This is a genomic window from Sphingomonas sp. FUKUSWIS1 (assembly GCF_000733135.1).
Classification (GTDB): Bacteria; Pseudomonadota; Alphaproteobacteria; order Sphingomonadales; family Sphingomonadaceae; genus Sphingomonas; species Sphingomonas aerolata.
In genome coordinates, this window is the sequence record NZ_JPJC01000120.1 from 43,867 (window position 1) to 63,713 (window position 19,847).

Consider the following 19,847-nt stretch of genomic DNA (forward strand, 5'->3'; position numbering starts at 1 on the left):
TTGCGGATATCTCGATTGACATAGCATCGACGGGCACCGCGACTTGGATGCCTGACCGATGCCGGTGTCCTCGTCAGGCGGCCGTGCTGACGGGCGTTTCCGAAATGAGCGACAGATACAGGTTCGCGAGTTCGTAATGGCGGGCGCAGGCGCTTGGATCTTCGGTGGCGGCGGCCATTGCAATTTCCTGCTCGGCTCGCCGTTCGAAATAGCACCGATCTGCGTCCGTCATCGTCAAGCCCCTCGCGCAGCATCGCCCGCGTGTGTTCCGCCGCCGGCGAGTGCCAGCCATGCGGCGTCCTAGGCGCGGGACCAGATCGCGACAAGACCTATTGTTCGCTATATGTTCTTTGGCTAAGGACCCTCAATCCGTGGCGAAGTCCGTGCGTGTCGGTCGGACTCCGGAGGGCTCGTGCAGTACAGTTCTGGGTGCGCGTCCGTTGACGAATGGATACATGCCAAATCGGGCTGAACTATAGCCGTTTGGGATGTTCATGAAAAGTAAATAGAAATTGTTCTCAGATGCATCCATGGCTTATGATTTCTCCATGACCGATCTATCCTATCCAGTCGGTGATGATACCCAGCGTGTGGTGCTGCAACTCCAGAACGCGATACTCAAGAGGATTGCACGGGGCGAGAGTCTGGACGTGACCTGCCGGTCGTTATGCGAGAAGGTCGAGCAGCTGGTGCCCGGCGTGATCTGTTCGGTCCTGACGGTCGACCGCGCGGGCAGGATGCATCCGCTGGCCGGCCCCAGTCTTCCGGAGTCGTATTCGCAGGCGATCGATGGCGCCGCGATCGGGCCGCTGGCGGGGTCGTGCGGCACCGCCGCGTATCTTGGCACCGACGTCAGCGTCGCGGATATCGCGACCGATCCGCGCTGGGCCGATTTCAAGCATCTGGTGGCGCCGCTTGGTCTGCGCGGCTGCTGGTCGAGTCCGATATCAAATCCGGACGGCGTTACCGTGGCGACCTTTGCCTTTTACTACCGCGAAGCGCGGGGGCCGACGGCGTTCGAACGCGTGCTCGTCGAGCATTGCCTGCATCTCTGCCTGATCGCCATTGACCGCCATAATCGCGTCGTCGAACATGAGCGGCGCGCCTTTACCGACACACTGACCGAGCTGCCCAACCGGGCCGCCTTCAATGCGGCATTGGCCGATATCCGGGAACGGGCGGTCGAGCGCTGGGCGCTGTTCGTGCTCGATCTCGACAATCTGAAGGTGATCAACGACACGTTCGGGCATCCGGCCGGCGATGCTGTCCTGCGAATCGTCGGTCAGCGCATCGCGGCGGCGGGGGAGCCCGGGCGGACCTTTCGGGTCGGCGGCGACGAATTCGCGCTGATCCTGGAGTCGGCGGACGATCTGGCCGAACCCGATGCGATCGCGCAGCGGATCCTCGATGCGCTGGGCCGACCCGCCGATTGCGGCGGCCAGATCGTCGTGCCGCGCGCGACCATCGGTGGCGCGGTCTATATCGCGGGCGATCCCGTCACCGACCCTGTGCGCCAGAACGCTGATTTCGCATTGTATCACGCAAAGGATACCGCGCGCGGCAGCTTCGTGATGTATTCGGCCGCGCTGGGTTCGAGCATGACGCGGCGCCTGCACGCGATCCGCGATGTCAGCGCAGCACTCTGCGACGGACGGATCGAGGCCTATTACCAGCCGATCTTCCGGCTCGACACGCGTGAGATCGTCGGTCTGGAAGCGCTGTGCCGGATGCGCATTGACGACAGGATCATTTCCGCCGCCGCGTTCCACGAAGCCACCAGCGATGCGCGGGTTTCGACCGCGCTGACCGAGAGGATGATGGGGCTTGTCGCCGCCGACATCCGGACCTGGCTCGATCTGGGTCTCGCGGTCCAGCATGTCGGGATCAACGTCTCGTCGGAGGATTTGAGCGGCGGGGCGATTGCGCGCGTGCTGGCATCGGCGTTCGAACGCCATGACGTCTCGCTCGAGCATGTCATCCTGGAGGTCACCGAGACCGTGTATATGGGCCGAGGCGACCAGGCGATCCAGGAGGCGATCCGCGCACTGCGTGACCACGGCATCCGGGTTGCACTCGACGATTTCGGAACCGGGTTCGCCTCGCTCACGCATCTTCTGACGGTGCCGGTCGACGTGATCAAGATCGACAAGGCGTTCGTCGATCATCTCGAACCCGACAGCGTCAGCGCGACGATCGTCGAAGGGCTGATCCGTGTCGCCAAGAAGATGGGCATCCGGATCGTCGCGGAGGGAATCGAGTCGGATCAGCAGATCGCGCAGCTTCGCGCGATCGGCTGCGTGCTTGGCCAGGGATTCGTATTTTCCCCCGCCGTCGACCGGGATGCGACGACTGCGCTCCTGACGATGCACGGGCAGCGCGAGGCGCGGCGTGTCGGCAGTGGCGGGATGGCACGGGCCTCGTGAGGATGCGGCCGGTCTAGTGCCGGCGTACCTCGCGAGCCGGGGTGGCGCGGCACCCATGGCTCGGCCTTACTGGTAGCGGAGCGTCTTTTCGAACCCTTCATTCGCCTTGGCCATCTTGGCAATCTTGCGCAGCTGGCTGCGGACATGGCGCTGGAACCGGATATCGTCATAGATGCCGGTTGCGGTATAGTCTTCCTGGGCGATCAAGTCCTTGAGCCGTTTTGCAAAACCGGCCTGATCCGCGGTGCAGTCCGGTGCCTGAAGCGCCCGGCAGGCCCATTCCTCGGCAGCCGCCTTGTCATAATCGTCCTGCGCCTCGTAGCCGCGCCGGTCCGCCATTGCTTGGTCAAGCTTCGCCGCGGCAAGCCGTCGCTCGAGCCAGGTTTTGACCAGAGTCCCGTCCCACGCCGCGCTTTTGGTATTCGCCGGATCATTCATCGTTCGCTCCAATGCATTCCGGCATATGCGCAAATCGGGGACGTTCAAGCGCGTTTGCGGGCGCCGCTCTACGTATCGGGGTGATGCCCGGGTCGGTGCAGGATCGAGCGGCGCGCAGCGATGGAGCGCATTGACGGTGTCATCCGTTGACGAGGCAGATCAGACAATCGCTCCAACCGACAGGATCCCCTTATGCTTCGTTCCCTTCTGATAGGCCTGGTGGCCGGACAGCGTGCGATGACGCCGCTTGCTGCACTGGCCGGCGCCGCCCAGCGCGGCACGCTCCCCGAGGACACCGCTGGAGCGCGTCTGATGGCGATGCCGCTGATCACCGCCGGGGGCGTGGCGATGGCCGCGGCCGAAATGGCCGGCGACAAGATGAAGACCGCGCCCGATCGTACGGTGTTCCTCGGTCTGCTCGCGCGCACGATCACGGGCGGCTTTGCCGGCGCGGCGCTCGCCCCGCCAAAGCGTCAGCTGACGGGCGCAGCGCTCGGGATCGGTGCGGCGATCCTGTCATCCTATGGTGGCCTCGCCGCCCGCAAATGGGCGATGGAACGCTGGGGGCAGACGAGCACCGGGTTCGTCGAGGACGCGATCCTGATGTCCGCGGCGACCGCGATCGTTCACGCCAGGCCGGCGCACGCCTGACGCCGGATCGCCGTCAGCGGCGGCCACCACGCTTCCGCTGACGGCACGATCTCCGACTAGATCTGGCTATTCTAATACTTCGCTTCGTCACAATACATCAGATATCGATCTATTGCCTCCGGCTCCACCTTCTCGCGCACAAACAACAGTGATAAGCGCGGGATATTACGGGGGGATCTATGATTCGAGCAATCATTCTGGCTGCGGCATTTGCGGCGACGGTTCCAGCAGGGGCTTTGGCGAAGGATGATCCGAACACGCTGACGCACGGCATGGTGCAGATGAACCTGAAGGTCGGCACCACGACTCAGGCACAGATCATCGAGGCGTTTGGCGGACCGAACATTACCACTATCGATGGTTCCGGACAGGAAATGTGGGTCTATGACCGCCATGCCACGGTGTCTTACGACAAGACATCGGGGTTTTCGATCGGCCTGTTCGGCGGCGGTGGTGGCGGCGGCGGCGCGGGGCTGGGCGGTCTGGGGTTCAGCAACAAGAAGTCGCGGTCGAGCCAGTCGTCGCGCGCCATGACACTCGTGATCAAGTTCGACGCGAACAAGGTCGTCAGCGATTTCCAAAGCCGCAGCAGTTCGTTCTAAGGGGGAATATCAATGAAGAAGCTTATCGTAGCGCTCGCCATGGCGGGTGCATGCCTCGACGCGTCTGTCGTCCTTGCAAAAAAGCCGGTCGTTATGTCGTCGCTCGAACTGCAGCAGCTGCAGGGCCGGGACATCGAGGCGAGCAAGGATCAGGTGTTTGGCGCCGTCATGTCGGTGCTGCAGGATTCGGGCTATCGTATCCAGGCCGCCGACAAGGACACCGGGCTGATCACCGGCATCGCCTCGACCAAGGGCAAGATGTCGTACAGCCTGTGGACCGGTTTCGGTAAATCGAAGAAGACGCCGATCGTCTCGGCCTTTATCGAGCAGACCAGCCCGTCGACGACGCATGTGCGGCTGAGCTTCGTCATGGGGAAAGTCAAATCGACCGTCTATGGCTCGGGGGCGCAGGACGAAGAGCCGATCTACGACGTGTCGGTCTATCAGACGGCGTTCGAGCAGATCAACCAGACCGTGTTCATCCGCCAGACGATGAAATCCCCGGCCGCGACGGTGGCGTCGCCGGGTGCGCCGATCGCCGCGACGCCTGTCGCCACCACGGTCGCGCCCGCCGCGCCGTCCGCCCCCAAGTGACGATCGGTCAGGCGGGCGGTACGCCGCCCGCCTGATCATGGTTGCAGGTGATTGCCGCTTGGCGTCGGCGCGCGGCCCGATGCCGCGCTGGGTAGTTCGACACTTATAGCAGGGTGCGGCCCGTTGGCGCGGCGGTGCGGGTCGGAAAGACGGGGCCGCGCACCGTCATCCGGCTGGCCGGATAGGGGCGCTGCAGTGCGACGACGTCGTCGTAGCGACCGGTGAGCCAGAGCGCGTGATCCTCCGGATGCAGGATGGTGATCATCGCCTTGGGGTGGATCGGCACGACCAGTTCGTTCGCGTCGCAGGTGACCATCGCGAAATAGCGCTGCTCGCCGATCTGGCGCCAGAATCCGGCGATCGCGAACACGTCCTGGTCGATGACGTCGAACCACATCTCGCCCTTGATGGGCTTTTTCCCGTCGCCGCGATCAACGGGGTCGGGCGTCCATTCGCAGAATTCGGTGAGCGGGATCAGGCACCGGTTTTCGGGGTTCGCCGCGAGCGCTTTCCACTGCGGCAGCGCGAGGTTGCGGACATTGGTCATCGGCCATGGCGCCTGCCCGGCGGTCACGTCCCACTGCATCACATCGAGCCCGCGGGCCCCGTCCTGTTCGCGGATCACATAGGCGCGGCTTTTGGGATAGAGCTCGGTCGGATTGAACCGGTTATCCATCGGCCTTGGCGTCAGCCAGCCCGCGCCAAAGACTTCGGTCAGGGTTTCGGGCTCGCCCTCGAACCGCGCGCGATTACACATGGAGTGCCGATGCGATGCGACCGGCCGTCGCGCAAGCCTGCGGAAAGGCACGACACCCGGTCATGGCTGGCGCTCCGCCGTCTCCGGCGCCGGCTTCGGCTTCACATAGCGGTCTAGCCAGTCCGTCATCTGCCACAGCGTCTCTTCGGTCGACTCCAGCGCGCGATAGCCGTGCGGCTCGTTCGGCAGGACGACGTAGCGCACGGTCGCACCATTGCCCTTGAGCGCAGCGTACATGCGTTCGGACTGGATCGGGAAGGTGCCGCTATTGTCGTCCGCGCCGCCGTGGATCAGCAGGATCGGCGCCTTGATCCGGTCGGCATAGGTGAACGGGCTCATTTCGGTATAGGTCGGCGTCGCCTGCCAATAGGTCCGCTGTTCGGCCTGGAATCCGAACGGGGTCAGCGTGCGGTTATATGCGCCCGATCGGGCGATGCCTGCGCGGAAGAGATCGGTATGCGCGAGCAGATTGGCGGTCATGAACGCGCCATAGCTGTGCCCGCCGACCGCCATGCGGGTCCGGTCGGCGACCCCGAGCTTGACGACGGCATCGACCGCCGCCTGCGCATCCTGCTGGAGTTGCTTGACGTAGGTGTCGTTCGCCTCCGTGCCGCCCTCGCCGATGATCGGCATCGCCGGATTGTCGAGGATCGCATAGCCCTGGGTCAGCAGGAACAGATGGCTGATGCCGCGTGGGCGCACGAAGCGATTGCCCTGGTCGACGGTCTGCCCGGCGACCTTCGCATCGGTGAATTCGGCGGGGTACGCCCAGAGCAAGGTCGGCAGCGGCCCGTCGCGCTTCGCGTCATAGCCCGCGGGCAGGTAGAGCGACCCCGACAGTGCAAGCCCGTCGGCGCGGGGATAGGTGATCGTGCGCTGCGTCACGCCCGCGAACACCGGGGCAGGATCGGCGAACGCGGTGACCGGCTTGGCGCTGCCGCCCCTGACGCTGCGCATGACGTAATTGGGAGCGAGCTTTGCGCTTTCGCGGCGCGTGAGAATGCGCTGCCCGGTATCGTCGAGCATCGCGACGACGGTTTCGTAATAGGGCGGCTTGGCGGACCATAGCCGCGTCTGTTCGCCGCCTGTAAGCGGCAGCGTCGCGAGGAAGGGGAAGGCGCCCGCCTTGGTCGCACCGTCGCCGGTGACGTAGACGGCCTTATGGTCCGGGGTGAAGCGCATCACCGGTTTGCCCGCGGCGTTCGATTCGACGACCGGCCGACCCGGGTCGCCATATTGGTCCTGATAATTGCGGGTCAGCAGCGTGCGCGCCTGGCCCGGTCGCGCCGGTGCGACCGCGAGCCGGTGTTCGGTCCGCGACCGCCATTCGCGATCGACGACCATCGCGAAGCCGTCATCGCCCCAGAAGGTCGTCGCATAGCGCGCCGGGGTCATCGCCAGATCGACCGGCGCCGCTTCGAACGGTGCTGCCTGCATCTTGACCACGTCGTGGAAGGCGACCCTCGCACGCGGATTGCCGCCGTCGAGCGCTTCCGCCCAGACGAGCGTGGCGGGGGCGTCGGATCGCCACATCGCCTCGCGCGGTCCCTTGACGGCGGCGTCAAAGTCGACCGGAAGATCGTCGGCGAGCGGGCGATCGACCAGCGTCCGTACCCGCTGGCCATCGATCGTCGCGACGGCGATCTCGGTCGGGAAATAGCGCGCGGGCAGCAGATAGGAATAGGGCCGCTTGAGCCGTTCGGTCAGCAGATACCGGCCGTCGGGCGAGACGCTGAACTCGGTGATGAGCCCGGGTGCCCCGATCGGCCGGGTGGCGCCCGACAGCGCGATCCGGAGGAGCTGGCCCGTGAAATAATGATCGAACAGGGCCTCGTCCTGCGCATCGCCGAGCAAATCTTCATAGGTGCGCGCCGCCGACGATCGGCCCGCGCTTTCCTGGACGACGGGGCCCGTCGGCGTATCGCCGGCAACGGGCGCGGGGCCGCGGTTCGCGGGGACGGTGTAGGCGATCAGCGCCGTGCTGTCGGGCATCCAGGTGAACGGCGTGCCGAACGTCCCGTTCAGGTCCCTGGCCACCATGCGCGCACTGCCGTCACGCTCGGCGATCCACAGCGAGAGACCGTCGGGCTGCTGCGCGTAGAAGGCGAGGCGGCTGCCGTCGGGCGACCAGTCGGGTGCGGCAAAGCGCAGTCCGGCAGGCAGCGCGACATTAATGGTCTTGCCGCTCGCCAGATTCTTGAACTGCAGCGCGTTCAGCCACTGCACGCGGACCTCGGCCTGGCCGTTGGTCGCGGGATCGATGCGATAGCCACCGAGCCGCAGGATCGGTTTGGACAGATTGGCGATCGACGGAAGATTCTCGCGACCGAGGATCGCGAGCGTCCGGTGGTCGGGGCTGACCGAGACGCCCGGGGTCGGGGGTGTCTCCAGCGCCCGTGCGATCGCATCGGGCGCGCGGTGATAGGGCGTGCCCGGCGTCTGCGCGCTGGCGCCGGAGACGACCGCGCTGGTCGTGACGAGGAGGAGAGCGATCAAACAGGCACTGGCGCGCATTCATAACCCCTTGTTCTGATATGTCAGGGGTGTGGCATGTCGGGCGTGCCGGCACCAGCGGGCCCGGCCTGCGTGGCAGCTGGCACCTCAGAATTCGCGGATGATGCGCAGGCCGACGCGCGGTCGGAATGGACCCGACACGGCCCGTTCGGCGCCCGCACCGATCTGCGCCGAGACCTTCCGCCCGATCGCGCGGTGCAGCTGTGGCATCAGGAGCCAATGGCCGCTCGCCCCCGTCTGCCGGTTTACCTCGAACCCGAGCACGGTGCCGTTATCGACATCCCAGAATGTCGAGTGATTGACGATCAGCCCGGTGCCCTTCGTGCTCCTGAGCGTCACGTCGCCCGCGCCGATCATCGTCATCGTGCTCAACCGTTCGCCGAAGCGGTTGCCGAGCAGATAGACCAGGCTGCTCGACCAGCCCCCGTCGCTGCGATTGTGAAGCCCGAGATACTGGACGCCGTGGATGCTGCGTCCGCCGCGAAACGTGCCGAACGTCCCCTGCAGCCCCATTTTGAGATCGGTCGGCCGGCCATTGGTGAACGGCAGCTCAAGCTCGACCGCAAAGCCGTCGGCGACCGCATATTCGACCTCGGGAGCCCATTCGACATGGCGCGACGGTCCGCTGAGATTGACCTGGGCGAGCGTGTTGGTCTCGAGCTCGCCGCGCCGTGCGCCGAGTGGCCGGACCATGTCAAAGATCATCGGTTCGGGGATGGCGGGGATCGCCGCGGACGTCGCCCCCGCGATCGCGGTCGCGCCCGGCACCGGCTGGGCGTCTGCCGATCGCGTTTGCGCGGCCGCACCGGTGCTGGCGGCTAGGAGGGCGGGGGCGCAGAACGCTGCGAGGGAGAACGGGGCGCAGGGCCGCGCGCGGATGATCATGGTGACGGGTTCCGATGGCTGGAGCATGAGGACATGCGCTCATCGCCGCGCCGACTTACGCCGACCTTACGCGGGCCCGCAGGTCGACTTCATGAAGCGCGAACAGCACCATCCCGATGGCCAGCGGGATCAGGAAATAGACCATCCGATAGGCTAGCAAGGCGGCGAACAGCGTCGCGCGGTCGATCTCGGGAAGGCTTGCCAGCATCACCGCTTCGAACACGCCCACGCCGCCCGGCGCGTGGGTGATGAGTCCCGTCGTGATCGCCACCAAATAGCCGAGCAACAGGCCGGGAAGCAGGGCAAGCGACGCGCCGGGCAGCAGGACGATCAAGACCAGCGCCGCGAGGACGAGATCGATGCTCGCCAGCATCATCTGGATCAGCGCCTGCCGCGTGCGAGGCACGGGGATCGAGCGGCCGAATGCGACGATCATCCGACCGCCACGCCGGTGGAGCAGGATCAGCACTACGCCCAGCAGGGCAAGGCTCGCCGTGCCGATCGCGGCGTGGACCGGGTAGGACATCGCAATGCCGGCAATCGCCAGCTTGTCGGGACTGGCGACAAGCCCGATCCCCAGCAGTAGGAGCACCCCGGACCAGAAGGTCAGGCCGGTCAGCACCATGACATGACCGACTTCGCCGATCGTCAGCCCTGCGGGCCGGTAGATCCGCAACCGTGCGGTTCCGCCGGTCAGCAGCGCGAACCCGAAATTGTGACTGAAAACATAGCTGGTGAACGAGGCGAGCGCCGCCCGGGGATAGGCGACGCGTCGCCCGATGACCCGCAGCGCGATCACGTCATAGCCGGTCAGCACGCCGTAGCTGGTTGCGGTGATCCCGGCCGCGAGCAGCAGCCGGACCCAGCCGATCCGCGTCAGCGCGTCGCGGATGTCGGTCCAGTCGACCCCGTCGAGCAGGCTTGCGAGCGCCGACAGGGCGATCGCGACGACGGCGAGCATCGCGGCAGCAGCGGCTGCCGTTCGCACCGACGACGATGACAGGAGACGTCGCCAGCCTGACGGCGTCCGGGCGCTGCACTGTTCTGTCATGACGCTCAGCCCGCGGCCAACCGGTTCCGCCAGAGTGCCGGCGCGGCACCCGGATCGGCGGTTGCCGACACCGTGTCCGTGCCCAATAGCGCACGATAGGCGTCGAGGACCATCGCCGACGCCGTGTCCCAGTCATAGGCCGCGCTTGCCGCACGTGCGGCCCGGCCCATCGACGCGCGCAGATCCGAGAACAGCGCAAGACGGCGAACCGCGGCAACCGCCGCATCGAGATCGTTCGCGGCGAAGAACATGCCCGTTTCCTTGCGCAGCAGGTTGCGTCCGCTGGGGATGTCGACGCACACGCTCGGCAATCCCGATGCCATCGCTTCCAACGTCACGTTGCCAAAGGCTTCGGTAATGCTCGGATTGACGAAAATATCCGCGCTGGCGACTGCGCGGGCCAGTCTGTCGCCCGACAGGCTGCCGAGGAGGATCGCGTCCGGCAGGCGCCGCGTTAGCCAGTCCCGTTCGGGCCCGTCGCCGACGATCACGGCCCGGATCGTGGCGGATGATCCGCACAGATCTCCGCTACCCTTGCGAACCGCGTCGACGATGTCGGCGAACAGCGCCGGTCCCTTCTCGCGGACCAGCCGGCCGAAGAAGAGCAGGACGATGTCGGTGTCGGCGATGCCCATGTGCCGGCGCCAGGCCAGGTCGCGGTGGCGCGGAGAGAAGGCGTCGCGATCGACCCCGCGACCCCAGAGACGTGTCCGCTCGCCAAGCCCCTTGGCGGAAAACTCGGCGGCGATGGGAGGGGTGGGCACGAGGATCGCGTCGCTGCCGGTGTAGAACCGGTCGAGATGCCGTTCCATCGTTGGCCGGATCAATCCCGCACCATAGAATTGCGCATAGGTCTCGAACCGCGTGTGCAGGCTGACGACGACCGGGACGCCCATCGTCCGCGCCAGCCGCTGCGCGGCAACGCCGGTCCAGTCGGGGGCGGACAGGTGGACGATGTCGGGGCGGAAACATTCGACATCGCGCCGGACCGCCGCCGGCAATCCGAGCCCCAGCCGATACTCGCCGCGACCCGGAATGCGAACCGACGGGACCGACACCAATGTGCCCTTGGGGTCAAAGGCGGGGCGGGGCGATGTCGGTGAATAGACCCGGACGTCGACGCCGTCGCGCTCAATATACCCAACAAGGCGGTTGAGCGCCTGGTTGGCGCCGTCGCGCAGATAGTTGTAGTTGCCCGAGAACAGGGCGACCCGGCGCGGCTGGTAGGGCGCCGCACGGACGCGGGACACCGCGGCGCGGGTCGCTGCAAGCCGTTCGAACGGGCCAAGGATATCGGACATGGAGACACTCTGATTTTTGCTGACGGCGCATCGCGCGACATCGATCGGGATCGAGGATCGGTCGGCCTATCCCGTCCGGCTTACGCCAGCCTTACAGGCGGCCATCGGCGCGGGCGGTGCGCTCCGGGCAGCCCGACCGGGGAGCGTCGATGCGGATCCTGATCGTCGAGGACCATGCCGATCTGGTCACGATGCTGATCCGGCTGCTCGGCGAGGCGGGCTATGCCGCGGACGCGACCGCGACGGCCGCCGATGCACGGCTGATCCTGTCCTATACGCGCTATGCCGCGGTCATCCTCGATCTCGGGCTGCCGGACGGCGATGGCCTGTCGGTCGTGCGCGAATTGCGTGACCGCGACGATCCCACGCCGGTCATCGCGCTGACCGCGCGGGCGAGCGTCGCACACCGCGTGACCGGGCTTGAGGCGGGGGCCGACGACTATCTCGCCAAGCCGTTCGCGCCCGAGGAACTGCTCGCGCGCATCCAGGCGCTGCTCCGGCGCAGCGGCACGATTGTCGACCGGACGATCGATTGCGGCAATGTCCGGTTCGATCCGGCAACGCGCGAGGTCACCGTTGCCGGCCGGCCGACCGTTTTGTCCGCGCGCGAACTGGAGGTGCTCGCCGGGCTGATCCGCCGCACGAGCCGGGTGGTGACCAAGCAGCATCTCGAACAATTGCTGTTCGGGCTCGCCGACGATCTCGGGTCGAATGCGGTCGAGGTCTATGTCCACCGGCTGCGGCGTCGCCTGGCGGAGTCGCAGGCGACCGCGGATATCGTTACGGTCCGAGGAGTCGGCTACATGATGCTGGAGCGGGACGCGTGACGCGGCCGCCACGGTCGCTGATGGCGCAGATCCTGCGCTGGCACGCGATCGCGGTGCTGATCACCGCCGTCGCGGTGGCCGGCGGGGTCTATCTGTTTCTCGACACGACGGCGGCGCGGATCCAGCATCAGACGGTCCACGTCCATGCCCAGGCCCTGCGCCAGGCGCTGTCGCAGGACGCGACCGGAAGGTTGCACCTGACCCAGGACGGGACCAGCGCCGCGGTGTTCGCGCCGGGGGCGGGCTTTGCATTCCGCATCGTCGATCCGCGTGGTGCGGTCCTGTTCCGGTCGGACTCGCCGATCCTGGTGCCGCTCGCTGCCATCCCGCTGAGCGACGAGGAGCGTTTCTTCCGCCGGCAGTCGCGGCACGCCTTCTATGCCGGCGCCAGCAGCCCGGTGCGCGTCGGGAGCGCGCGTGTCTGGATCGTCGTCCTGCAGAACCTGACCCACCCGGACTATATTCTCGACGACCTGCTGGCGCAGTTCCTGCTCTACGGTCTGGCGATCGTGACGCCGGTCCTGCTGGTTCTGCTGGCGATCGACGTGCTGATCATCCGGCGTGCGGTCGCGCCGGTACGGCGAGCCTCCGCATCGCTGCGGACGGACGATGCGCTGCCGCTCGATTTGCGGCTGCATGACGACCGGCTTCCGGCCGAGGTGCGTCCGCTCGCGCGTGCGGTCAATGCGCTGCTGGAGCGTCTGACGTCGAGCTACCGCATGCAGCGCGACTTCATCGCCGATGCGGCGCACGAACTGCGCACGCCGATCGCGGTGGCCAGGCTTCGTGTTGAGGAGGTCGAGGATGCGACGTTGCGAGCGACGCTGCGCAGCGATCTCGACACGCTCGGCCGCATCGTCGAGCAGGTGCTGGAGATCGCCGAGCTCGAAACCGTCGCGCTGGATACCGCGGCATCGGTCGATCTCGTCGCGATAGCGACCGACGGCGTGGCCTCGATCGCGCCGCTGGCGATCCGTCAGGGCAAGTCGATCGCGCTGTCGACGGAGGCGGACAGCGTGATGGTCGCGGGCCATGCGGCCTGGATCGCCAAGGCGCTGGGCTGCCTGATCGAGAATGCGGTCAAGCATAGCGGTCCTGGCTGTCGGATCGACGTGACGATCGGGACAGACGGCACGCTGGCGGTCTGCGACGACGGCCCCGGCATCCCCGAGGCGGATCAGCCGTCGATCTTTCGCCGTTTCTGGAAACGCGATCGTGCCGCATCCGCCAGCAGCGGGCTGGGGCTGGCGATCGTCGCGCAGGTCGCGGAGGCGCACGCGACGCGGGTGGTGCTCGCGTCGCGGCCGGGGCGGACCCGGTTCGCGATTACCTTCCGCACCGCGTTGATGCGCCGCTGATCGCGACCCCATCTTCGCCACTGACGCGCTCTTATCGGGCATTGCACCATGGTCCACATAGCGGGCACGCGGTCGCAGAGGAATTTGGTATGACGAGTATTGCGGACGACCGTGGCCCCTTGGAGCCGGATGCGTCGATGCCAGGCCCGCCGGGCGGACACCATCTCGGTCGGGGGCTGACGTTCGTGATGGCCGCGGCGGCCGGCGTTGCCGTCGCCAATATCTATTACAACCAGCCCATGCTGGGGATCATCGAGCGCGACCTGCCCGGGGCCGCGACCAGCCTGGTGCCGACCGCGACGCAGCTTGGCTATGCCGCGGGGCTGTTCCTGCTGGTGCCGCTCGGCGACCTGGTCGAACGCCGGCGCCTGATCGTCGTGCAGTTCTTGGGGCTGGCCGCGGCCCTGATCCTCGCGGCGATCGCCCCGAGCGCGGCGATGCTGATCGCCGCGTCGCTGCTCGTCGGGATATTGTCGACCGTCGCGCAACAGGTCGTGCCGTTCGCCGCGCATCTCGCAAGCCCGGAACGACGCGGTGCAACGGTCGGGACGGTCATGGCGGGGCTGTTGTGCGGCATCCTGCTCAGCCGGACGCTGGCGGGTTTCGTCGCGACGCATGCCGGGTGGCGAGCGATGTTCTGGCTGGGCGTGCCGATGGCGCTTGGCGCGGGGGTGGTGATGGCGTTGCGGCTGCCGCGCAGCGTCCCGACCGCGGATCTCGGTTATGCAGGGCTGCTGCGGTCGCTCGGCGGTCTCTGGCGGGAGTTCGGCGCGCTGCGCAAGGCCGCCATCACGCAGGCGCTGCTGTTCGGCGCGTTCAGCGTGTTCTGGACGATCCTCGCGATCCATCTGCAGAGTCCGCGCTTCGGTCTGGGGGCGGATATCGCGGGTCTGTTCGGGGTGGTCGGCGCGGTCGGCGTGCTCGCCGCGCCGGTCGCCGGGCGTATCGCCGACCGCCGCGGTCCCAGGCTGGTGATCCTGCTCGGGGCCGTGCTGACGCTGGCAAGCTGGGCGGTCTTTGCGCTGTGGAGTTCGATTGCCGGGCTGGTGGTCGGCGTGATCCTGCTCGATTTCGGTGTGCAGAGCGCGCTCGTCTCCAACCAGCATGTGGTTTACGCGCTGCGGCCCGAGGCCCGCGCCCGGCTCAACACGATCTTCATGGGGGCGATGTTCCTCGGCGGCGCGGCGGGATCCGCCGGCGCGACCTGGGCATGGCACATGGACGGCTGGGTCGCGGTCACGGGCCTGGGCGCGGCCTTGTCCGCGGCGGCGGTGCTGCTTCAGGTCGTCGCGGCCGGACGCCGGCGCTGATCCGTCGACGCGCCGCCGATTTCAGCCACTTGCGCCGATCGCCCCTGCGGGCAACAACCATGCCGGGTCCTGGGAGTTCGCCAATGCATCGTCGCACCTTCATCGCATCGCTGCCGGCGACGGCGCTGCTTCCGACACTCGCATCTGCGCAGCGCGGTACAGCCAGCACCGACCCCGCCCCCGGCCCGGGTCAGGGGGCAGCACCCGCGACGGATACCAATCCTACATTCTGGGCGCCCGGCGAGGAGCGCTTCCTGCGCCCCGACGTCCATGCCGGCGACCGGCCGATCGGCGCGAGCTTCGCGTCGCGCACCGCGGTCTACGGCCTCAACGGCGCGGCGGGGACCGCGCATCCGCTCGCGACGCAGGCGGGAATCGACATCCTGCGGTCGGGTGGGTCGGCGGTCGATGCGGCGATCGCGATCAACGCGTGTCTCGGCTTCCTCGAGCCGACGTCGAGCGGGATCGGTGGGGATGCCTATGCGATGATCTGGGATCCCAAGGCCAAGGCGGTGGTCGGCCTCGCGGGGTCGGGCGCATCGCCGCGCGGCCTGAGCCTGGAAACGGTGCGATCGCGCGCCAGGAACGGCGCACTGCCGCCGCTCGGCGCACTTAGCGTGTCGGTGCCGGGGACGGTCGATGCGTGGTGGACGATGCACCAGCGCTACGGGAAGCTGCCCTGGGCGGACCTGTTCCAGCCCGCGATCGCGCTCGCCGAAGCGGGCGCGCCGGTGCCCGACATCATTGCCTATTACATCCGCCGCAGCCTCACCGCGTTTCGCCGTCCGGGGAACGGGCTGGAGGAGTCCGTCAATGCGCTGCGTACCTATGGGCTGGCGGACGGCAAGGGGCCGGCGGCGGGGGGCGTGTTCCGCAACCCCGACCTCGCACGCACCTATCGCGCGATCGCCAGCGGTGGACGCGATGCGTTCTATGAGGGCGACATCGCGCAGACGATCGAGCGCTACTTCAAGCGGATCGGCGGGTGGCTGTCGGCGGCGGACCTCGCCGCGCACCATTCGGAATGGATCGCGCCCAGCACGACCGACTATCGCGGCACGACCGTCCACGCGCTCGGCGCGAACACGCAGGGGCTGGCGACGCTACAGATGCTCAACATCCTCGAGCGGTTCGACCTGAAGGGTGCAGGCTTCCAGTCCGCGCTGTCGATCCACTTGCAGGCCGAGGCCAAGCGCCTCGCCTATGAGGATCGCGCGCGCTATTATGCCGATCCGCACTTCGCCAAGGTGCCGGTCGAGTGGCTGATCTCCAAGGACTATGCCGCACAGCGCGCCAAATTGATCCGCCCCGACCGGTTGCTGACCCCGGTCTATCCGGGGCAGGCGCCGAGCCACGGCGACACCACCTATTTCAGCTGCGCGGACAAGGACGGCATGATGGTGTCGATGATCCAGTCCAATTTCCGCGGGATGGGATCGGGCCTCGTCGCCGATGGCCTTGGCTTCATGTTTCAGGATCGCGGGCAGCTGTTCAGTCTCAAGGACGGTCATCCGAACATCTATGCGCCGGGCAAGCGGCCGTTCCAGACGATCATCCCGGGCTTCGCGACGCGCAAGGGCGCGCCGTGGATGAGCTTCGGGGTGATGGGCGGCGACATGCAGCCGCAGGGGCAGACGCAGATCATCGTCAACCGCGTCGACTATGGGCTCGAAATCCAGTCGGCAGGGGATTCGCCGCGCTGGCATCACGAGGGATCGTCGCAATCGATGGGCGAGGATACGCCCGGGCTCGGGCCCACGGGGCTGCTCCGGCTCGAGACCGGCGTGCCGATCGCGACGCGGAAGCGGCTGGTCGACATGGGGTGGACGATCGGCGATCCCGATGGCGGCTTCGGGCGCTATGAATGTGTCGAACACCGGATGGACGGGAACACCCGCGTCTATGCCGCGGCGAGCGAGATGCGCGCCGATGGCTGCGCGCTGGCCTATTGAGTGAGCCGGGGCGGGGCCTAGCGGTCCAGCCCCAGTGCGACACGGTCGGCCGTCGCGGCGGCGAGCTCGGCGCGCGCGGAGGCGATCCGCGCCTGCGCGTCGATCAGGCGGACGCGCGCATCGGTCGCGGTCTCCTCGCGCTGGTTGACCAGGAAGAAGTCGCCCGATCCCAGTTCGAAGCGGCGGCGTTCGGCGACAGCGAGCCGGTCGGCAAGGCTGCGTTCCTCCTCCGCGATCCCGGCAAGCCGTTCGGTCGCGCCGACCGCGATGACGATGCCTTCGACCTCGATTGCGATCTGGTCGCGAAGGAAGCGGCTGCGCTGTGCCAGTGCGTCGATCTCGGCGCGGGCTTCGGCCACGCGTCCCTTGGCGGCGCGATTCTGAAGCGGGACGCTGAAGCGGAAGCCGACCGCCGCTTCGAGCGGCGTGCGGTTCGGTCCGCCCAGACCGACCGGGCCGACATCCTTGCCGACTTCGCCGCGCAGGTCGAGCCGGGGCGACAGATCGTTTTCCGCCAGCATCAGCCGCGCGGTCGACTGATCGATCCGAGTCAGGATCGCCCGGTAATCCGGCCGCGCGACCGCTGCCGCGCTCGATCCGGTCGGCGCGACGCCGGCAAGTGCGCTCGTGTCCGCGGGCAGCCGGTCGGGTGATACGAGCAGCGGCGCCCCCGCATCGTCGCGCAGATAGAGCGAAAGTGAGTTGGCGGCGGTGGCGATATCCTGTTCGGCACGCACGACGAGCGCGCGCCGGCGGACAAGGTTCTGGTCGTTTTCGGTCAACAGGATCTCGGGTCGTGCACCCAGCGTCACCAGCCGCCCGATCGCGCCGCGCCGCCGCTCGGCAAGGTCGAGCAGGTCGCGATAGGCACGCAGGCGCAACCCTGCGGCGACCCAGGCCTGATAGGCGTCGACCGCGCGGCGCTGAACGCCGATCGCGACCATCTGCGCCTCGAACCGTGCGACGTCGATGTCCGCGCCGGCGACGCTGCGCCGCGTCCGGCGTTCGTCGACCACGCGGTCGCGCAGCAGGGCGAACAGCGCGCCGACCTTGGCCTCGCCCAGCCGGTTGGTATAGGCTTGATCCTCATAGACAGGAAAAGTGCCTCGTGACGCGCGGTAGCCACCATAGACATAGCCGCCATTGGTCGTCAGCGGCCGCGTCACACGGCTCTCGACCACCGTGCCGTCATAATAGCCCGCGACGCGCGACTTGCCGTCGACGTCGAACACCGTGTCGAACGCGCCGTCCGCCGACAGCGATCGCCCCTCCGCCTGGCGGACGCGCGCGAGTGCCTCGACGATCTGCGGGGCCGACCGCGCGGAGGCACGCAGCACCTCGTCGAGTGTCAGTGGGGCGGCTTGCGCGATCGCTGCCACCGGGGACAGCAGCATCAGCAGCGCGACGAGGAAGCGGGTCACTTCTTGCCGCCCTCCTCGTCGGAGGCCTTCGCGTCCATGCCCTTGGCCTCGCCCTTTGCCGCGCCATAGGCTGCCGCGGCCGGACGCCGGCCGAATTCGAGCGGGAAGTCGTTGAGCTGGCGCCAGAGTTCATAGCCGACCAGCACCGTCTCGCCCTGCACCCAGCCACGCACCTTGCCGCCGGGCCGGACGAATTCGCGCGCGGGCCAGGCGGGCTTGCCGGGCTGGGGCTCGACCAGGATGCGGAACAGCCCGTCTGGCGCGGCATTGGGATCGATCGTGCGGACGCGGCCGTCGAACATGCCCTGTGCAACCGACGGCCAGCCGCTGAACTGGATCGCAGGCCAGCCCTCGAATTCGAGGCGGACTGGTCGGCCGGGACGCAGCACGGGCACGTCACGGCCGTCGACGAACAGCTCGACCGCGCGTTCGACGCGCTCGGGCGCGATCACCGCGAGCACCGTACCGGGCGACACCATCGATCCGCCAGTCGTGGCGTTGAGCTGCTGGACGCGACCGTCGCGGGGTGCGCGGACCATCTGGGCGGACTGGCGGTTGAGCTGGATGTCGATCCGGTTGAGCTTGGCGCGCGCCTCGGCCAGCTTGGCGCCTGCATCGGCGACCTTGATCTGGGTCTGCTCATAGTCGCGCCGTGCCGCCAGCCCCTCGGCGAACAGCTGCGCGGTACGCGAAACGTCGATGCCGGCGACCGCGCGGCTTTGCTGGACCGCGGCGATCTCCGCCTCGACCTGCGCCCGTTCGGCGCGCAGACGCGACAGCAGATCGGGGTCGAGATCGACGACGCGGGCGATCGGATCGCCGCGTTCGACATGCTGTCCGTCATGCACGTACCAGCGTTCGACGCGGCCCGGCACGAACGCCGTCACCTGCTGCTGGCGATCGTCGGGATCGAGCGCGACGACCTGGCCGGTGCCATTGGCGGTCTGAACCCAGGGGACCAGCGCCATGATCGCGATCGCGACCGCGATGCCGATAAACAGCAGCCACGCGACCGTCACCGCGCTGCGCGGGGCGCGCATCTTCGCCAGTGTCGGGAAATGTGCGACGCGATCGGGACTATACGGCATCGTTCGACTCCGTATGCGCGTCGGCGATCAGCGCGGCATGGGTGGCGAAGCGTCGCTGGCGATGCGGTTCGAGCCGGAACCAGCCATCAAGGACGATGTCTTCGGGCCGGCCGGTACACAGCAGGGTGGTCGTCCCGGCTGCCTTCAACCGACGCAGCACGTCCGCCAGCCGCTCCGCGGGGATCAGGTCGCACAGCTGCGAGAGCATCAGCACGCGTGGTCGCACGAGCAGCGCGCTGGCCAGCTTGAGCGCGACGACCTCGCCGATCGCCAGCGGATAGCCCGACGCGGCAAGCGGGGTGTCGAGCCCGTGCGGGAACTGTGCAACCCGTTCACGCAGGCCCACGGCATCGAGGACTTCGAGCATCCCGCCCGGGTCGGATCCCGCCGCCGCGGCAAGCGACAGATATTCGCGGATCGTCACCTCGACGATCGTCGGCCGGTCGAGCACCATCACCGCGGATCGCAACAGGTACATGTCGAACGTCGCCATGTCGGCGCCCCCGACCGTGACCAGCCCGCGCTCGGGCACGATGTGCCGCTTGAGCACCATCGCCAGCAACCGTTCCGCCCCGCCATCCGCCAGCGTGACGAGCTGTTCGCCCGCCGCCAGCGAGAAGTCGAAGCGCGCACCCTCCACTTCGACCGCCTCGAGCCGGACCGCGCCATCGGCGG

17 protein-coding genes and 1 pseudogene are annotated in these 19,847 nt (G+C 67.6%); 8 read left to right on the forward strand and 10 right to left on the reverse strand.

The window, feature by feature from the left end:
* Window positions 1-73: 73 nt before the first annotated feature.
* On the reverse strand, window positions 74-232 hold the full coding sequence (locus sphsw_RS19740) for a hypothetical protein (RefSeq protein WP_156363512.1): 159 nt from the start codon (window positions 230-232) through the stop codon (window positions 74-76).
* 316 nt (window positions 233-548) lie between these two features.
* Here sphsw_RS19740 and sphsw_RS08515 point away from each other — a divergent pair, with 316 nt between their 5' ends.
* The gene (locus sphsw_RS08515) at window positions 549-2,423 is read left to right on the forward strand and encodes a sensor domain-containing phosphodiesterase (RefSeq protein WP_235188330.1); all 1,875 of its coding nucleotides are present in this window, start codon (window positions 549-551) and stop codon (window positions 2,421-2,423) included.
* Between the two features lie 66 nt (window positions 2,424-2,489).
* Here the strand turns inward: sphsw_RS08515 and sphsw_RS08520 are convergent, their stop codons facing one another.
* A complete protein-coding gene (locus sphsw_RS08520) occupies window positions 2,490-2,861 on the reverse strand; it encodes a hypothetical protein (protein ID WP_031440232.1) in 372 nt (123 codons plus the stop codon).
* A 192-nt stretch (window positions 2,862-3,053) separates the two neighbouring features.
* Between sphsw_RS08520 and sphsw_RS08525 the strand changes: the two genes are divergently transcribed.
* The 3 genes from sphsw_RS08525 to sphsw_RS19745 all read left to right on the forward strand — a co-directional run bounded on the left by sphsw_RS08525 (window position 3,054) and on the right by sphsw_RS19745 (window position 4,708).
* Window positions 3,054-3,512 (forward strand): membrane protein, encoded by a 459-nt coding sequence (locus sphsw_RS08525; protein ID WP_031440233.1) that lies wholly within the window; start codon window positions 3,054-3,056, stop codon window positions 3,510-3,512.
* Between the two features lie 179 nt (window positions 3,513-3,691).
* The gene (locus sphsw_RS08530; RefSeq protein WP_031440234.1) at window positions 3,692-4,114 is read left to right on the forward strand and encodes a hypothetical protein; all 423 of its coding nucleotides are present in this window, start codon (window positions 3,692-3,694) and stop codon (window positions 4,112-4,114) included.
* 12 nt (window positions 4,115-4,126) lie between these two features.
* Window positions 4,127-4,708 (forward strand): hypothetical protein, encoded by a 582-nt coding sequence (locus sphsw_RS19745; protein WP_159511613.1) that lies wholly within the window; start codon window positions 4,127-4,129, stop codon window positions 4,706-4,708.
* A gap of 103 nt (window positions 4,709-4,811) precedes the next feature.
* On the opposite strand, the gene sphsw_RS08540 is transcribed toward sphsw_RS19745, so the two are convergent.
* The 5 genes from sphsw_RS08540 to sphsw_RS08560 form a co-directional block, all read right to left on the reverse strand.
* The gene (locus sphsw_RS08540; RefSeq protein ID WP_031440236.1) at window positions 4,812-5,465 is read right to left on the reverse strand and encodes an SOS response-associated peptidase family protein; all 654 of its coding nucleotides are present in this window, start codon (window positions 5,463-5,465) and stop codon (window positions 4,812-4,814) included.
* 60 nt (window positions 5,466-5,525) lie between these two features.
* A complete protein-coding gene (locus sphsw_RS08545; RefSeq protein WP_031440237.1) occupies window positions 5,526-7,979 on the reverse strand; it encodes a prolyl oligopeptidase family serine peptidase in 2,454 nt (817 codons plus the stop codon).
* 87 nt (window positions 7,980-8,066) lie between these two features.
* Window positions 8,067-8,891: a hypothetical protein gene (locus sphsw_RS08550; RefSeq protein WP_235188331.1), complete on the reverse strand. Its 825-nt coding sequence runs from the start codon at window positions 8,889-8,891 to the stop codon at window positions 8,067-8,069.
* A 28-nt stretch (window positions 8,892-8,919) separates the two neighbouring features.
* On the reverse strand, window positions 8,920-9,825 hold the full coding sequence (locus sphsw_RS08555; RefSeq protein WP_052380886.1) for a lysylphosphatidylglycerol synthase domain-containing protein: 906 nt from the start codon (window positions 9,823-9,825) through the stop codon (window positions 8,920-8,922).
* 95 nt (window positions 9,826-9,920) lie between these two features.
* Window positions 9,921-11,216 (reverse strand): glycosyltransferase family 4 protein, encoded by a 1,296-nt coding sequence (locus sphsw_RS08560; protein ID WP_081874233.1) that lies wholly within the window; start codon window positions 11,214-11,216, stop codon window positions 9,921-9,923.
* Window positions 11,217-11,365: 149 nt separating this feature from the next.
* Between sphsw_RS08560 and sphsw_RS08565 the strand changes: the two genes are divergently transcribed.
* From sphsw_RS08565 to sphsw_RS08580, 4 genes are all read left to right on the forward strand, one after another.
* A complete protein-coding gene (locus sphsw_RS08565; protein WP_031440241.1) occupies window positions 11,366-12,043 on the forward strand; it encodes a response regulator transcription factor in 678 nt (225 codons plus the stop codon).
* Complete coding sequence (locus tag sphsw_RS08570; protein ID WP_052149305.1) at window positions 12,040-13,401, forward strand: sensor histidine kinase; 1,362 nt, start codon at window positions 12,040-12,042, stop codon at window positions 13,399-13,401. The genes sphsw_RS08565 and sphsw_RS08570 overlap by 4 nt, the downstream gene beginning before the upstream one ends.
* Window positions 13,402-13,538: 137 nt before the next feature.
* Window positions 13,539-14,711: an MFS transporter gene (locus tag sphsw_RS08575; RefSeq protein ID WP_031440243.1), complete on the forward strand. Its 1,173-nt coding sequence runs from the start codon at window positions 13,539-13,541 to the stop codon at window positions 14,709-14,711.
* A gap of 83 nt (window positions 14,712-14,794) precedes the next feature.
* Entirely contained in the window at window positions 14,795-16,663 is a 1,869-nt protein-coding gene (locus sphsw_RS08580) for a gamma-glutamyltransferase family protein (protein WP_031440244.1), read from the forward strand.
* Window positions 16,664-16,680: 17 nt separating this feature from the next.
* On the opposite strand, the gene sphsw_RS08585 is transcribed toward sphsw_RS08580, so the two are convergent.
* From sphsw_RS08585 to sphsw_RS18815, 3 genes and pseudogenes are all read right to left on the reverse strand, one after another.
* Window positions 16,681-18,084 (reverse strand): TolC family protein, encoded by a 1,404-nt coding sequence (locus sphsw_RS08585; RefSeq protein WP_042466879.1) that lies wholly within the window; start codon window positions 18,082-18,084, stop codon window positions 16,681-16,683.
* Window positions 18,081-19,172, reverse strand: coding sequence for an efflux RND transporter periplasmic adaptor subunit (locus sphsw_RS08590; RefSeq protein ID WP_031440246.1), 1,092 nt, complete (start codon window positions 19,170-19,172; stop codon window positions 18,081-18,083). The genes sphsw_RS08585 and sphsw_RS08590 overlap by 4 nt, the downstream gene beginning before the upstream one ends.
* Window positions 19,162-19,847: pseudogene (locus tag sphsw_RS18815) on the reverse strand (ABC transporter ATP-binding protein); the annotation flags it as partial. The gene sphsw_RS08590 and the pseudogene sphsw_RS18815, both read right to left, overlap by 11 nt.

What these genes read in the sequence shown, in the direction of transcription:
- sphsw_RS08545 (WP_031440237.1), bottom strand. Translation starts at nt 7,979, where the DNA reads ATGCGCGCCAGTGCCTGTTTGATCGCTCTCCTCCTCGTCACGACCAGC.
- sphsw_RS08590 (WP_031440246.1), bottom strand. Translation starts at nt 19,172, where the DNA reads ATGCCGTATAGTCCCGATCGCGTCGCACATTTCCCGACACTGGCGAAG.
- sphsw_RS08540 (WP_031440236.1), bottom strand. Translation starts at nt 5,465, where the DNA reads ATGTGTAATCGCGCGCGGTTCGAGGGCGAGCCCGAAACCCTGACCGAA.
- sphsw_RS19745 (WP_159511613.1), top strand. Translation starts at nt 4,127, where the DNA reads ATGAAGAAGCTTATCGTAGCGCTCGCCATGGCGGGTGCATGCCTCGAC.
- sphsw_RS08525 (WP_031440233.1), top strand. Translation starts at nt 3,054, where the DNA reads ATGCTTCGTTCCCTTCTGATAGGCCTGGTGGCCGGACAGCGTGCGATG.
- sphsw_RS08550 (WP_235188331.1), bottom strand. Translation starts at nt 8,891, where the DNA reads ATGCTCCAGCCATCGGAACCCGTCACCATGATCATCCGCGCGCGGCCC.
- sphsw_RS08520 (WP_031440232.1), bottom strand. Translation starts at nt 2,861, where the DNA reads ATGAATGATCCGGCGAATACCAAAAGCGCGGCGTGGGACGGGACTCTG.
- sphsw_RS08560 (WP_081874233.1), bottom strand. Translation starts at nt 11,216, where the DNA reads ATGTCCGATATCCTTGGCCCGTTCGAACGGCTTGCAGCGACCCGCGCC.
- sphsw_RS19740 (WP_156363512.1), bottom strand. Translation starts at nt 232, where the DNA reads ATGACGGACGCAGATCGGTGCTATTTCGAACGGCGAGCCGAGCAGGAA.
- sphsw_RS08580 (WP_031440244.1), top strand. Translation starts at nt 14,795, where the DNA reads ATGCATCGTCGCACCTTCATCGCATCGCTGCCGGCGACGGCGCTGCTT.
- sphsw_RS08515 (WP_235188330.1), top strand. Translation starts at nt 549, where the DNA reads ATGACCGATCTATCCTATCCAGTCGGTGATGATACCCAGCGTGTGGTG.
- sphsw_RS08575 (WP_031440243.1), top strand. Translation starts at nt 13,539, where the DNA reads ATGCCAGGCCCGCCGGGCGGACACCATCTCGGTCGGGGGCTGACGTTC.
- sphsw_RS08555 (WP_052380886.1), bottom strand. Translation starts at nt 9,825, where the DNA reads ATGCTCGCCGTCGTCGCGATCGCCCTGTCGGCGCTCGCAAGCCTGCTC.
- sphsw_RS08530 (WP_031440234.1), top strand. Translation starts at nt 3,692, where the DNA reads ATGATTCGAGCAATCATTCTGGCTGCGGCATTTGCGGCGACGGTTCCA.
- sphsw_RS08565 (WP_031440241.1), top strand. Translation starts at nt 11,366, where the DNA reads ATGCGGATCCTGATCGTCGAGGACCATGCCGATCTGGTCACGATGCTG.